General features: G+C 46.1%; 5 protein-coding genes. All 5 read left to right on the top strand.

Features of this window, described 5'->3' with window-relative positions:
- Window position 1 precedes the first annotated feature (1 nt).
- Window positions 2-358, top strand: coding sequence for a GPW/gp25 family protein (locus QUA40_RS18275; RefSeq protein ID WP_333128305.1), 357 nt, complete (start codon window positions 2-4; stop codon window positions 356-358).
- A gap of 1 nt (window position 359) precedes the next feature.
- Window positions 360-2,894, top strand: coding sequence for a putative baseplate assembly protein (locus QUA40_RS18270; protein WP_333128303.1), 2,535 nt, complete (start codon window positions 360-362; stop codon window positions 2,892-2,894).
- The gene (locus tag QUA40_RS18265; RefSeq protein ID WP_333128301.1) at window positions 2,891-8,176 is read left to right on the top strand and encodes a putative baseplate assembly protein; all 5,286 of its coding nucleotides are present in this window, start codon (window positions 2,891-2,893) and stop codon (window positions 8,174-8,176) included. Before QUA40_RS18270 ends, QUA40_RS18265 begins: the two co-directional genes overlap by 4 nt.
- Before the next feature lie 152 nt (window positions 8,177-8,328).
- The gene (locus QUA40_RS18260) at window positions 8,329-13,578 is read left to right on the top strand and encodes a hypothetical protein (protein WP_333128299.1); all 5,250 of its coding nucleotides are present in this window, start codon (window positions 8,329-8,331) and stop codon (window positions 13,576-13,578) included.
- A 12-nt stretch (window positions 13,579-13,590) separates the two neighbouring features.
- Window positions 13,591-15,575, top strand: a 1,985-nt coding sequence (locus tag QUA40_RS18255; protein WP_333128297.1) for a DUF6519 domain-containing protein, incomplete at its 3' end; no start/stop codon positions are given.

The raw sequence follows: 15,575 nt of genomic DNA, 5'->3' as shown, positions 1-15,575 counted from the left end.
CATGCAGATTAACTATCCCTTGCAAATTGATGGACGCGGACGGGTGGCAGAAACGGATACGGCCACGCACATTCGTCAGTTAGTCGAACAAGTTCTCCTCACCTCACCGGGAGAGAGAGTCAATCGCCCGGACTTTGGCAGTGGGTTGTACCAACTTTTGTTTTCACCCAACAGCAGCGAATTAGCCGCAGCAACTCAGTTTTTAGTTCAGGGCGCATTACAGCAATGGTTGGGCGATGTGATTGAAGTAGAAGGCATTGACATTGAAACCGTTGAGTCAAAGCTAGAGGTAACCGTCCAGTACGTGATTCGACGCAACCAGCAGCGACAGGTAGCGCAATTTACTCGCGAGGTTTGACATGAGTACTCAGTACCGTTGCAATAATCAACAGCGACGGACACTTGTCCGACAGACAGAGGTTAATGGACGCCCCCGGTTAAACGGGATTGATTACTTAGAGGTGGCATCTGATCGCAAAACGCTCAAGGTTTATTTCATCCACCCGATTGCTGAATCAACCCAAAACAATCGTCTACCGCTCAACTTAGCCTCTTTAACCGCAGAGAATGTCGTCATCAGCGGTGGAACTCGCTTGCAGGGGGTACAAGTTGAATCCGTTAGTTCCTTTGCCAATACTTTGACAGTTCGGGTAGATCAAGTGGGTGACTTTTCTACCTATACCTTGCGCTTGGTAAAGTCCCCCGCCTCATCGACTCCTCCCGAAGGGTTTGACTCCCAACTGTCTGAGGTTGATTTTTCCTTTTGGACGGAGGCCATTAGTGAATTTGACTGCCAGTCTCCAGAACCCTTACCGGAAAAGGAACCGCCTCCACCTGTTATTGATTACCTAGCCAAAGACTACGCCAGCTTCCGCCACCTGATGCTAGATCGACTAGCGGTGACTATGCCGCAGTGGCAGGAACGCAACCCGGCAGATTTGGGCATCATGTTGGTAGAACTTTTAGCCTATGCTGCCGATCACCTGAGTTATTACCAAGATGCTGTGGCAACAGAAGCCTATTTGGGGACTGCACGGAAACGGGTGTCTGTGCGTCGTCACGTTCGCCTGCTAGACTACTTGATGCACGATGGTTGCAATGCACGGGCTTGGGTGGTGGTTCACCTGAAGGATGAGAACGATCAAGCAAACTCAGGCATAGACGGAATTAAATTACTCGGCCCTAGCAAAGAAGATAACCGTTCTGGCGTGCAATTTTTAACCAAAACGACTTTAGCCAATGCGGTGCTTCCTGCCGATAAATTCAACACAGCATTACAAGCAGGTGCCCAAGTTTTTGAATCTTTGCATGACATCATCCTCTATCACTCCTTAGATACCATCCATTTCTACACCTGGGGCAACGAGCAATGCTACTTGCCTAAAGGTTCAACTCAAGCCACCTTACACAATAAAGATGGGTTGCTGTCAAAACGACTCACGCGCAACAGTGTACTGGTTTTAGAAGAAGTGCGGGGATGGGAGACAGGTGAACAGAAGGATACCAATCGGCAGCATCGCCATGTGGTGCGTTTAACTCAAATCGAAGACACCATCGATCTACTCACTGGCGACAAAATCGTGGAGGTTGCTTGGGCGGTTGAGGATGCTTTGCCCTTTGATTTGTATATTTCCAACATCGATGCCCAGGGGAAGCCGATTCATGATATTAGTGTGGCACGGGGAAATGTGGTGCTGGTGGATGCGGGGCGATCGCTCATCTCAGAAGATTTGCGTGAAAACCCAGGTTGGCAACGGTTACGCCCTCGTTTAAAAGAAGGACCACTCACCCAGCACGGTTTGGTGCAAGATCGACAGAGGCAATGGGTAGCCTTCGATCCGACTGCACCTGCGAGTAAGGCAATGCAATGGCAATTACGAGATGCGCGTCCTGCGATCGCACTTTGGGAAAATCAGGTAGGAGAGGGTGTACACTGGGAACCTCAAAGAGATTTGCTCGTTAGCGATCGCTTTGCCCGTGACTTTGTGGTAGAAGCAGAAGATGACGGACGGGCTTTCCTGCGTTTTGGGGACAATACTTTAGGGAGGAAGCCGCAACCGGATACTCCATTGTATGCCTGTTACCGCATTGGGAATGGTCGTGCGGGTAACGTCGGTGCAGAAGCGATCGCACATATTGTAATCCAACCTGAAAACCTGGAACCCGAAGACCAACTTCGCCGAGAAGACATTCAAACAGCAATTATCGGAGTGCATAATCCCCTATCGGCCCTTGGGGGAACCGAACCCGAACCCATCGAACAAGCCCGCCTGTATGCGCCCCAAGCATTTCGGCAACAACGACGGGCTGTAACGGAAGCCGACTATGCGGAAATGGCACAACGCTATCCCGGTGTAAACAAAGCCCTGGCAACACGACGTTGGACAGGAAGTTGGCACACCATTTTCATCACCGTAGATCGAGAGGGAGGGCGTCTGGTTGATCGGGAATTCCAGCAAGGATTAAAGACGTTTCTCGAAGAGTTTCGTTTAGCCGGACACGACATTGAAATTGATGCGCCTCGCTTTGTCCCCCTAGATATTGCCATCACGGTACAAATCAAACCAGAATACTTCCGCAGTACTGTGAAACAAGTCTTGCTAGATGCTTTTAGTAATCAGATTTTAGTTAACGGGAAAGAGGGATTCTTTCACCCCGATCGCTTCAGCTTTGGTGAAACCGTTTATCTCAGTCCTGTGGTAGCGGCAGCCATGCAAGTATCCGGTGTGCAATCCGTGAGTGTTAACCGATTTCAGCGTTGGGGACAATCCGCCACGGGAGAACTAGAGACGGGGAAAATTCAGTTTGAACGGTTAGAAATTGCCTGTTTAGATAATACCCCCAATGTACCGGAAAACGGCAGAATCGAGTTTAACTTAGAGGGCGGTTTATGAATTACACACCCGATCCATTCCCAAAGCCAGAAAACCGTCCGGGATTATCGCAAATTGCTTATCGCATTGCCGATTATCGGGGGTTTCTGAATCGGTTATTGAGTCAGTTACCTGCGCGGGAAGGTGGCCTAAAAAAACTCACCACTCGCTTGAATGATGATACTGCGATCGCACTTTTAGATGCTTGGGCGGTTGTGGCTGATGTATTAACCTTTTACCAGGAACGAATTGCGAATGAAGGCTATTTACGCACCGCAACCGAACGCCTTTCTGTTTTAGAACTAGCACGAGCAATTGGTTATGAACTCAATCCAGGCGTTGCTGCCAGCACGTTTCTCACCTTTAATGTTGAAGATGTGCCTGGTTCGCCTAGGGTAGCAACCATTCCCAAAGGGACTCAAATCCTGAGTATCCCTAGTAAGGATGAACTCCCCCAAACCTTTGAAACCAGTGAAAATTTTACCGCCTACGCTGACTGGAATGCCCTAACACCGCGTTCCACCCGGCCCCAAAAAATTACCCGCAACACGCGCCAACTCTATCTCAACAGCATCAGCACCCAGTTACAAGCGGGAGACTTCCTACTACTCATTGACGAAGAACGAGAGATTCACACTTATCTCCTTCCCCTCACTGAAGTAGTACAAAACTCACAGGCAGGATATACCCTCGTACAGTGGGAAGAATCTATCCCCGAAATTACTACCCCGCTTCGCAATCCTAAAGTGTTTACATTTCGTCAACGCGCCAACCTGTTTGGGCATAATGCACCCGATTGGGAACAGATGCCTGCTGAGATTAAATTGGCTGATATCGCAAAAAAAGGCGGCTCAATTCAGGGGGGGGTTTTCCACACTGAGGATAACGGAAACCATTGGACTTCCGTTAGTAAGGGACTACCCGATCAAGACATTCGTTGCCTCGCTTGCAAAGGAAAAGTTGTCTTAGCTGGTACTCCAGGTAGAGGAATTTTTCGCTCTATGGACAAGGGCAAAACTTGGGAAGCAGTTAATAATGGTTTAACCAATTTAAACATCCATACCATTTATACAAATGCTCAAGATGAGCGGGAAACTTTATTGGCTGGCACGTCAGGGGGAGGTGTCTTTCGCTCAAAAGATGGGGGTGAAAATTGGGTTCCAATTCATATCGGTACAGTTCGAGTTGAGGGACAAGACGGTAATAACTGGCAGTCTATCAATACGAGTCTTCCGAATACGATTGTTCGCTCTCTGATTTTCTACAGTATCAAGACCAACATTGGTACAGGAAGTATTCTTATACAAAAAGATACGCTCACAGTAAGGGGAAATCAGACAGAATTTCTCAGTGAACTGTTAGTAGGCGACACTATTACAGCTAAGGGTGAGGACAGAATAGTGATGAACATTATTTCCGCTACCGAACTCATCATCAACACTACTTTTACTTTTGATAAGCCTTTGGAGGTATCTTTTCTAATTCCGAACCGGGACAAATATTACATTTTTGCTGGAACTGATGATGGTCTCTATCGTTCTCAAGACGGAGGCAGAAATTGGAAACAGAAAGGTTTATATTGTGGGCTATTTGATAAAACTTTTTATTCTCTATATACCCGTACTTTTACAGGAATTAGTTATATTTTTGCCGGGACAGATACAGGAGCTTATCAATCCAGTGATAATGGCAATACCTGGGATGAAATTAATGTCACTCTGTCAAATAAAAAAATTCAATCCATCGTAGCGACTCAGATTACTTCTATTGTCGTTGGGACTCCGAAGGGTGTTTTTCGCTTCGATAAAACTGGGGATGTTTGGAATAAAGTGGGCAATGAACTGAGTAATCAGAACAGCCAAGCGCTAGCCATTCATCCTAATAGAAGTAGAAGTATTTTTGCTGCGACGAACAGGGGTATTTACCTCTCCAGTGATGAAGGTCGGAGCTGGACTCCGATTAATGGAGAAAACTCTGAAGACAATAGTTGTTGTAATTTAAGTAAAATCCCTCTCATGTCACTAGCAATTACTGGAAATAAAACTGTCTTTACTGGGAGCCAGTTTATAGATTTTTTAGCAGTAACTATTGAAGCAGAAAAGAGTACAGAGGAGGAACCTTCAATCGCAACAACAAACCAGCAAAAAAGGGGAGCATCCCAATTTTGCACGTTAGCTATTTTAAAAGTGCCTGAAACCCTTGTAATCTGGCTAATAGTGGGAATGATTTTACAAAATAGGGATGCTGCCAAAAAAAGAGAGTGGCCTGGGTTTCAAATTCCCGATCGCAAACAAATTGATCTCGACACCCTCTATCCCCAGATTCTCAAAAATAGCTGGGTTATCTTGTTTGATGCTCGTGACTTGAACAATCCAGACACTAAAGCTAAAACACCTCGGCTCGCAGCACGCCAGGTTGAAAGTATTACAACTATTTTGCGGAGTGACTTTAATCTGAGTGGTAAAATTACCCGGATAGAACCGGATGCTGAAGTTAACCCAGAAGATTTTGGATTGCGAAGTGCAATTGTACTGCTTCGCAGTGAAGAATTGGAGTTAGCCCAAGAACGACTCACGGTGAGCGATCACCAACAAGAAATTCTTCAAGATCCAATTCAAGGAAATACCGTTTTCCTGAATCAGTTTATTCAGGGATTACAACCCAATCAAACCGTCATTGTCAGTGGTAAGCACCTGCGTACCCAACTCAATGATATCGGCGGGGTGTGCCATTTGGGCGCTGAAACCAAGCCAGAATCTATCCGATGGAAAAAGATAAATCGCGGGTTGACGAATTCCCAAGTGCGCTCGCTCACGAGTAATCCTCAAGGAGGCGCGATTTGGGCAGGAACAACGGAGGGCATTTTCCGTTCCCTCGACAACGGTGAATATTGGGAACCGGTTGATAGTTGGGAGAATATTAACAAAACCCTGAAGAAAAAAGAAATTCAGGCGTTGTTGTCCAAACCCAGGAATGAGTCTAATCAATCTGATTTGATTTTTGTCGGGACGGCTGAAGGAATTTTTCGATTTAATGATAGTGGAAAGAAAGGGCTAAAAATTAATCAAGAGCAAGGACTGACTTACACCGATATCCGTGCGATCACATTTAACTCCTACAGTAAAACCCTATTCATAGGAACGACTAATGGTGGAGTATTCCAGTCTCAAAATGATGGGGAAAACTGGACAGCAACCCGTTTAATCGGTACGGATGTACAAGCACTCGCAGTGAAACAATGTACTGATGAATTGATTGCTGGAACCGTGCGAGATGGGGTGTTTTATTCCAAAAATAATGGTACCACTTGGCAACAATTCACCGAAATTCGACAGGGGACTGGGACGATTTCTAGTGATGGCAATCAAGTTAGCTGGATTGGCAGTAATTTTGAGCTACAGACTGGAGATATTATTAGCGCTGCCGATCAAAGCCGTACCGTTATAGACAGCAATCCTAACAGCAGCACAGTTACGTTCACAGTGGATGAACCTTTCCGTCCAGCTTTGCAGCCGGGAACGGCTTTCACTATTAATACAGGTTTGACTAATCGGAATATTACAGCAGTTGCGATCGCTAAAGACTATCTCTTTGGAGGAACAGCAGGTAGCGGCGTCTTTCGCTCTAGAGATAATGGCGATCACTGGGAACAAGTGAATACAAATTTGACGGATTTGGAAATTCGTTGCTTAACGGTTGATGCTAGCGGGAAGGTGTGGGTGGGAACATCTAAGGGAGGTGTTTTCTATTCCGATAATCAAGGTGAATTATGGACACCTGCCAACACCAACCTCACTAATATAGATGTGCAGGCAATCCTCATTCCTCACGACTCTCCAAACATTTTTGTAGGCGGCATCGGTATTTTGTTGTCCCCAGATGGCTTTGAAACTAAACCTGTTCAACGGCGGGACGTAGTACAACTACTAGAACCCCCTACTTCATTGCCAAATACCTCAATTCCCTATCAGCAGTGGAAGGTGATGGACAAGGATGGATTTCAGGGTTATCTAACGACAACTCAGTACGACGCGACAGGAGTAGAAAGTAGCAATAAGGAGGACAATGCTTTCCCTCAGCTAACCTTACTTCCGGCAGCAGCAGATAGTAGTCTTGTTAGTGAAATGGCGAACATCAAATTGCCTCCCACCGACCAACAAATGCCTGTTCTAACCCTGCAACAGCCTCTGAAATATAGCTACGATCCGGCAACAGTACAAGTCTATGCCAATGTCGTGCAGGCAACTCATGGCCAAACCGTTGAGGAAGTGATAGGAAGTGGCGATGGACATGAAACTAACCAGCGCTTTGCTCTCAAGAAACCGCCCCTGACGTATGTGCCAACGACAACGGCAAGCGGTGCCAAGAGTACGTTAGAAGTACGGATTAACGGCGTGCTGTGGCAGGAGGTTCCTTACCTGTATCCCCTCACTCCGCAAGACCAAAACTATATTATCCGCATTGAAGATAATGGCACCACAACCGTTACCTTTGGCGATGGCATTAAAGGTGCTCGTCTGCCTAGTGGTAACGAAAATATTACAGCCATTTACCGTAGCGGGATTGGACTCGATGGCAATATTGCGGTAGCTCGTCTCAGTTTGCTGAAAACTCGTCCCCAAGGGATTGTAGAGGTTAACAATCCTATCCCTGCGACAGGGGCAGCCCCACCCGAATCCTTAGAAGAAGCGCGGGCTAAAGCGCCTCCCACTGTGCGGACGTTGGATCGAATTGTATCCCTGCGCGACTTCGAGGACTTTGCGCGAGGCTTTGCTGGAATTGGGAAAGCACAAGCTGTTGCCGTCTGGTACGAAGAAAATCACATAGTACACATTACGATCACAGCCGTAGGTGGAGAGAGGGTTCTTCTAGAATCGTCCCTGTATACCAACTTAATAGCAGCGATCAACCAAGCCAGAGATCCACTACAACAAGTGCAGGTTGATTCCTACGATCGCATCCTATTCAACCTAGAAGCCCGATTACTCATTAACCCCCGCTATCAACGCCAAGAGGTGGAAAACAAAGTACTTACCGCCCTCAAAACCACCTTTGCCTTCCCTCGACGGCAGTTCGGACAAAACGTCACAGCAGCAGAAGCGATCGCAACCATGCAAAACGTTGAGGGGGTGATTGCCGTTGATTTAGATGCGCTTTATCCCTCCGGACGCAGTAAGGCGCTAGTCCAGTCCCTGCCTGCTTTTCAGGCTCGTTCCGACCCTCAGACGAATCAAGTGTACCCTGCTCAATTGTTATTATTCAATCCTGCTGGAATCAAACTTGCGATCGTGCCTACACTATGACATCAAATCCGTTTCAAAAAATACTTTTCGTTGGGATTGGGCGAAGCATTGGGATACCAATCTCTTGGGCTTTTAACTAAGCGAATCGCCCAAATGCTTCTCCCCTACAAGCACCTGTGTCCCTTCCCCGCTCCCCCTCTCCCTAGCTACCAATGACTACATCTCCTCACGATCGTCTATACAAACTCCTTCCTGCCATCTATCAGATACGGGATGCGGTGGAAGGCGAGCCTCTGCGGGCACTGCTAGCCCTGATTGAGCAAGAATTGCTGACTATTGAAGGGGATATCACCGACCTTTATGAAAATTGGTTCATTGAAACTTGTGCCGAATGGGCGGTTCCCTACATTGCCGATTTACTCGATGTAGAAAAGCTGTACGCCGATAATTCCCGCCTTTACGGGCAGCAAGAGCGACGGGCTTATGTAGCGAACACCCTTGCCTATCGACGGCGCAAGGGAACGACTGCTATGCTGGAGCAGTTGACACAAGATGTAACGGGATGGCGAGCACGAGCGGTAGAATTCGCCCGATTAGTGGGAACTACCCAAAACCTCAACCATATTCGCTCCAACAGTACAACCTTCAATCTGCGAACCAACAACTCCCTGCAACAAACCGGCACACCCTTTGAACAACAAGCGTCATATAGCGCAGAAATCCGCCCCATCCGTCGGGGGGGACGGTATAGCGTTGTCAATATTGGCTTATTTGTCTGGCGCTTATACAGCTATCCTATTGAACGCAGTACCGCCCGTGCCGTTCTAGAGTCTGGATTGGAAATTACCGGACAATATTACACCTTTAACCCATTGGGGAATGATGCGCCGCTGTTTAACCAGCCCCAGACGGAGACAGATATCATTACCCTGGCTCAAGAAATTAATGTACCAGGTATCCTGCGCCGTGAAGTGCTGGCTAATGAACTGAAACAACGGCGACAGTTGCGCTTGCAAGGAACGTCGTTAGAAGGCCTTCACTATTTTGATCGCGAACCCGTATTACAACTTTTTGTCAACGGTCAACCTAAACCCATTCCTCCTGAAGAAGTCTTGATCTGTAATTTGGAAAACGTGGATGAACCCGGAAAAACAGGCTGGCGTGTTCCCAAAGATGAATCCGATCGCAGTGATGATACCCCCCTACCCACGCAAGTTGTCGCAGTAGACCCGGAATTAGGACGGATTGCCTTTCTCCATCAACCTTGGCCAACGCGGGTGGAAGTCAGCTACTCCTATGGATTTAGCGATGATCTAGGCGGCGGTTCCTACAACCGCAATGAACCCGATAGCGATCGGAGCACGCTTTCAACTCAAAACCAGGAGACCGAAAACTCCATCTCACCCCTAATTTGGGAGGTAAAACAAGCCACTTCAGCCGACTCCAATCCCCTCGCGACTGCCATTCAAACCTGGAATCAAACGGTTGAAGCATGGCAAGGATTAAAAGACTCTACCCATATTCCTTTAGCTCGCATTCAGATTCCAACCGTTCAGGTTATACACCTTGATCGGAAAAAAATTCGTCCTTCTTTTAGCCCAGGAATCATTGGTAAAGGGTTGAGAGTCATTGTTCGTCCGGGAAGCTCAAGTGTGATTGTTACTGCCGGTCGGGCCGTCGATCGCCAAGGGAGACTGATTCTTCTGGAGAGAGACTATGTAGTCCCTCTCGAAAAATTTAACCTCACCCAGGACGCGAAAGGATGGCTTGTCATTTTTTATCGTCCCCCTTCTGAAAGGAAAGCCAGTGCGTCGGATGAAGCACCAGTTGAGTTTGTTTCGGAAACCGCCTTCGATGAATATCCCCCCGGAACGTTTATCCCACTCATTCATCTAACGCTGAATGCTCAAAGACCGAACCCACAGTTTGACGAGAGCATTTGTCGGTCTTTTCAGTTTAAGCCGGGAATCGTACAGGGATTGGAGGTTAAGCTGCAACCGAGGAAGTTAGAAGCCGTGATTACGGCAGGAACGGTTGTCGATGAACGAGGGCGATTGCTAATTATGTCTAACAATTTCTCAGTTGATTTAAGCCCTTATCAAGGTGAGACGAAACGCCTAGTTTTAATTAAAACAACTGGCTGGAAAAAAACGTGGCAGATTGAGCTATTAAATCAGGAAGATTCTCCAATTACTTTCGATCTAAATTGCATTTGTTTAGCAACCTTAAAAATTCCTTTAGTCACTTTACATAGTAATAATACTGATAAAAAAAATATCCAAAGCATTTCTTTTGATAATACTAAATCACATCCAGAGCTGGCTCAAAAGGGGGATAAGCGTGAAAAATTGTATTGTACTAACGCAACTCCGGATGAGATTAAAAGCAACGGTCTAATCGTTACATTAGTTAATCCCGAACGAGCCATCATCGCTATTTCTCCAGGAACAGTGAGCGATGAGCAGGGACAAACCATTAGTTTAGATCGAGAAATGCAGTTTGCTCTGAGTGCTTATTCCGGTCAAACGCTAATTCTATTCATCTCTCACGAAACCAAACAAGGATTACCCCTTACTCCTGTGAGTCTTAAGGGACGAGGATGGGAGCATCTGGGCATCGTTCCTCAAGAACCAGATAAGGCAGAAACCGGAACTATCCTAATCGCAGATAATTGCACATACGAAGGGGACTTGTCCATTGTCGTGCCTGCCGAGAAACGACTTGAGATTCTGGCGGCTGATGGCTGTCGTCCCCATTTACACGGTAACCTCTCAGTACGGGGAACTGCGATCGCAGACAATCCAGATCCGGGCGAACTTATTCTAGATGGACTGCTGGTGGAAGGTAAACTTACCGTTTTAGCCGGTAATCTCAAGCGGTTGAACATCAACCACTGTACGCTCGTCCCCCAACAGGGTGGACTCTACGTGGAACCCGGATGGCTCGTTCTTCTCGATCTTAATGGGGAGGAGGGGTTTAATGCGATCGCCCTAGTCATGTATTGCTTAAATTGGGTGTGGCAGTCGATTTGCCGGGATGTCGAGTTAAGCAATGCCTCCCCGGAATTTAACACAACTCAACTCCTACAACCTGCCTTTCAGCAGCTACAGAACCGAGTTTCACAAATTTGGCAAACCATCCAGCGCTGGCGCTACCCCCACGAGTTAGAACCTGGCAGCGAAACAGCACCCCCCACGACCCAATGGGATAATGCCCGTTTAGAGATTGCGCTTTATCGGAGTATTTGCGGCCCCCTTTACCTCACCGATACCGTTCCAAGACTGTCGATTGCCGACAGCATCATCGATAAAGGACTAACCGGAGGGAAAGAACAACAACGGGAAGCTATCTCAGCCCCTGGCAGCGAGGTTGAAATCAAAACCACTACAGTTTTTGGCATGACAACCGTTCGCTACTTAGAAGCTAGCAACAGTATTTTCACCGAAAAAGTGATTGTCCTACGGCATCAAAAGGGTTGTATTCGCTTTTCTCATGTCCCCGGAGCATCCCACACGCCCCGCCGCTATCAATGCCAACCCGATATGGCGTTGCAGGCAGCATTGAAACGGGTGCCCACTGCTGTTACAGCGATTCAAATTCTCCCAACTCCTGACAACTCCTTTGTTTTCCTGGGAACGGCAGGGGATGGCATCTTTCGGTTCAATCCTCAAAATAACGATCGTCCGTGGGAAGATGTCACTCATAACTTATCCAGTCGCTACGTTACAGCACTTCTCGCTTCCGTTCAACCTGGAATTGGTACGATTTCCAGCAGCGGTGATACAGTAACTGGAACTGCGATCGCAAATCAGGAAATCACTGGGGTTAGCACGGCTTTCACGCAACAACTCCAACCTGGAGATATCCTGATAGCCGCCTATCAAAGTTTAAGAATTAGTGAAATTCTGAATAATAGTGATATAAAAGTAGAGGGAGCATCCAAACTTTGCACGTTAGCTATTTTAAAAGGGACTGAAACCCTTGTAATCTGGTTACTATTGCGGATACTTTTACAAAAGCTAGAGAATTCATCTTTTCAAATTAATACCCTGTGGATGGGTGCCGTAGATGGGAGTATTTTTTACTCAAGAAATAATGGAGAAACCTGGAAAAAAATCGAAACCAAGATTAATACAGCAATTAATCATCTAGTTGCTTGGGCAAGGCAGGGCACAGGAACAATTTCCAGTGACAGCAGGGAGCTGATAGGAAAGGGGACTTTCTTCTATTCCCAAGTGCGAGAGGGTGACACGATTAGCATCGGTGAAGAAACCCGACTTGTAACTGCCCTTGGACAAGCTGGAATAGGTACAATTTCCAGTCAGGGGATTACGGTTAGGGGGCAGAACACTAATTTTTGTAAAGAAACTCTACAATTAGGTGACAAAATTACTGCCCTCAATCAAACTAGGAGTATTGTAAAAATTGACTTCAACAACTCAGAAGGGGATAGGCTGGAAATTAATGCGCCATTTCTAGAAAATTTACCGGAAGGCACTTCTTTCAAAATCAAGATTGACACCATATTGGAAGTCAATGCGCCATTCAGCAGCAACCTAGAGGAAAAGCCTTTCAGGATTAATCAATTATTAGCAGCAACGTTAGGAAACGGCGTACTATGGGCAAATGATAGAGGGGAAATTTGGGAAAAAATAAATACAGGTTTAACAAATTTAAATATTACGGCTCTTGCTGTGGATTCCACGGGGCAACTATTTGCTGGGTCGAGTGGTAAAGGCGTATTCCGGTTTACCAGCCACGAGGAGAAAAACAAGACAATATCTTATCACTGGATACCCTTCAACACAGGCTTGACCAACCTGTATATCACGGCTTTAGCCATTGATACCAAAGGGCAATTATGGGCTGGAACGGCAGGTAACGGTATTTTTTGTTCTAATCTAAATGAGAAGGGTTGGACGGAAATAAATGAGGGATTAACGAGCTTTGTGATTACAGCACTTGTTCCAGTTCAAATCACAGAAAATCTCAATCCGGTTGTATTCGCAGGAACAGCTGACGGGAAAATTTTTCGTTTATTTCATGAAGATAAAAAATGGCAGCAACTCAAGTCCGATTCACAAGGAATTGATATTACCACCCTGACGGCTAACGGAAACAACGGAGATGTCTTTGGGGGGACAGCTTCGGGAGATATTTTGCAGTGTACCAATGGAAGCGGCAGTTGGATATCAATCAATCAAGGACTGCCGAACATCGCGGAAAAATTGCTGATTGTGGAGCGTTTACAACCTAACTTTACTTCAACGTGCTACGGCGATCCGCGCTATGCCCAACTCAGTCAAACCAGTGCCCAAGAAATTCATACAGGTGCAGAAGATGGAGCTGAAATGGGAGCATTTAATTCCCTAAAGCAGCCCCAACGAGAGGCAAATTTACGGGCGAGTATAGAAGAAAATCTGCGATTTGGTTTAGAAGCCGGAATTTTTTATATTACTTGAGGAAAGATTTGAATGAAAGGTGATTTTACCCGGTCTACATTTCAACCTGAAAAGCATTATACTAGCGTCCGGATGCAGCAAGGTCGCCTGCAACTGGACTCAGATTGGAACGAGCAAATTGATATTGAAGCTTATCTACGTCATGCTCAGTCAGTAGATATGATTGGTGCAGATAGTGGTGTTCCTACGAGTGGAGAAGGCCCCGGAGAACCCTATCGAGATAGCTTCAAAATTAGTATAACCCCAGATGGCAGCGATTTAGCGATCGCTCCCGGTCGTCTCTATGTGAATGGTACCCTGTGTGAACTAGAAACAGGAACACATTTCAAAGCCAAAATTAAAGCTTCTAACCGGGTTGAAGTATCCAGCCTCAGCGTTGATGGACATTCACTTGAGCAGGGACAGTGGCTTGAATACCCAACTCAGGGAAAAGAGGAACGGCGGCAAATTAAAACTGTTACCTCGGATCAGCGAGAGTTAACCTTTACTGATGTGAAATTGAATGATTTAATTGGGGCTAAAACTGAGGAGGATGGTGTTGATAATAAAATAGAACTACGCCGTTTATTGACCTACAAGACTCAACCCGACTATCCCAATCCCAATGATGAATCAACCCTAACAGATGGAGTTTATCTAGCTTATATAGATGTTTGGCAACGCCATATTACCGCTCTTGAAGACTCTACCATTCGCGAGGTTGCTCTTAATATTCCCGATACTACAACCCGTACTAAAACGGTTTGGCAATTGAAGCTTAAAAAACTCAATAATCTTGATAAATTCCCTGAATCGGAGGGAGCATCCCACTTTTGCACGTTAGCTATTTTAAACGGATCTGAAACCCTTGGAATCTGGTTACTATTGGGGATGATTTTACAAAACTGGGATGCTCCCGAATCGGATGAACATAGAAAAGAGTGGAAAAATGTTTCTAGTAAACACAAAATTGAGCGTCGCAAGCCCTATTTAAATGCCTGTGCCAAATATTGTTCTCCCTCTGGGAGTTCGGCATCTGCTGAAACAGGCTATCGACGGTTAGAAAATCAACTATACCGAGTTGAAATTCACGACCCTAGCCCAAAAGCAACATTTAAATGGTCACGCGATAATGGCAGTATTGTCAGCGCTATTAAAAATATTCAAGGCAATACGATCATTATTCGCAAGAGTAGCCAGGATGCCTGGACTTCTTCCCAAACAGGACAGTGGATTGAAATCACGAATGAAGAGATGGAGCTAAAAGGCAAGCCTGGTGCGCTAGCTCCTCTGTTAAGAGCATCAGATACCAAGATTGAATTTGATACATCTAGAATTACGAATGGAGAAATTCTCTCGAAGGCTACTAAAGTTCGGCGCTGGGAACAAATCAAAGAAATAGTAATTGCCAATCAATCTGATCAAGCTGGATGGGTTGATTTGGAAGCTGGAATCAAAGTCCAGTTTGATAAAGATTCAGTTTATGAAACAGGAGATTATTGGCTAATTCCGGCTCGACCTGCAACCAATGATATTGAATGGCCCAATGATCGAGCTGAATCAAAACCTCAACCCTTACCTCAGCTTCCACGGGGAATTGAGCATGATTATTGCCTTCTAGCATTAGTGAAAGTCAAGGAAGGTAAGTTTGACCAAGAAAAAGATCTGCGACGGATTTTCCCCCCATTGATGCGTTGCTTGGATACAGCAGGAGGGACAATCACAGGTAATCTCTACGTTAAGGGCAAAGTTTGTATCGGTAACAATCCACCGGATGCCCCTCTGGGTGTTGCTGGTGATGCTAACGTTACCGAAACTACTACCACTAAAAACCTAACTGTTGGTGAAAATGCCAACGTTATCGGAATCACGGCTACTAAAATTCTAACTGTTGGTGAAAATGCCAACGTTACCGGAACCACTGCTACTAAAACTCTAACCGTTTCAGAAGATGCTAACGTTACCGGAACCACTACCACTAAAACTCTAACTGTTTCAGAAGATGCTAACGTTACCGG

Source organism: Microcoleus sp. Pol11C3 (assembly GCF_036701485.1).
GTDB lineage: Bacteria > Cyanobacteriota > Cyanobacteriia > Cyanobacteriales > Microcoleaceae > Microcoleus.
Note: the sequence above shows the minus strand (reverse complement) of the source record. Positions and strands in the feature narration are given on the sequence as shown.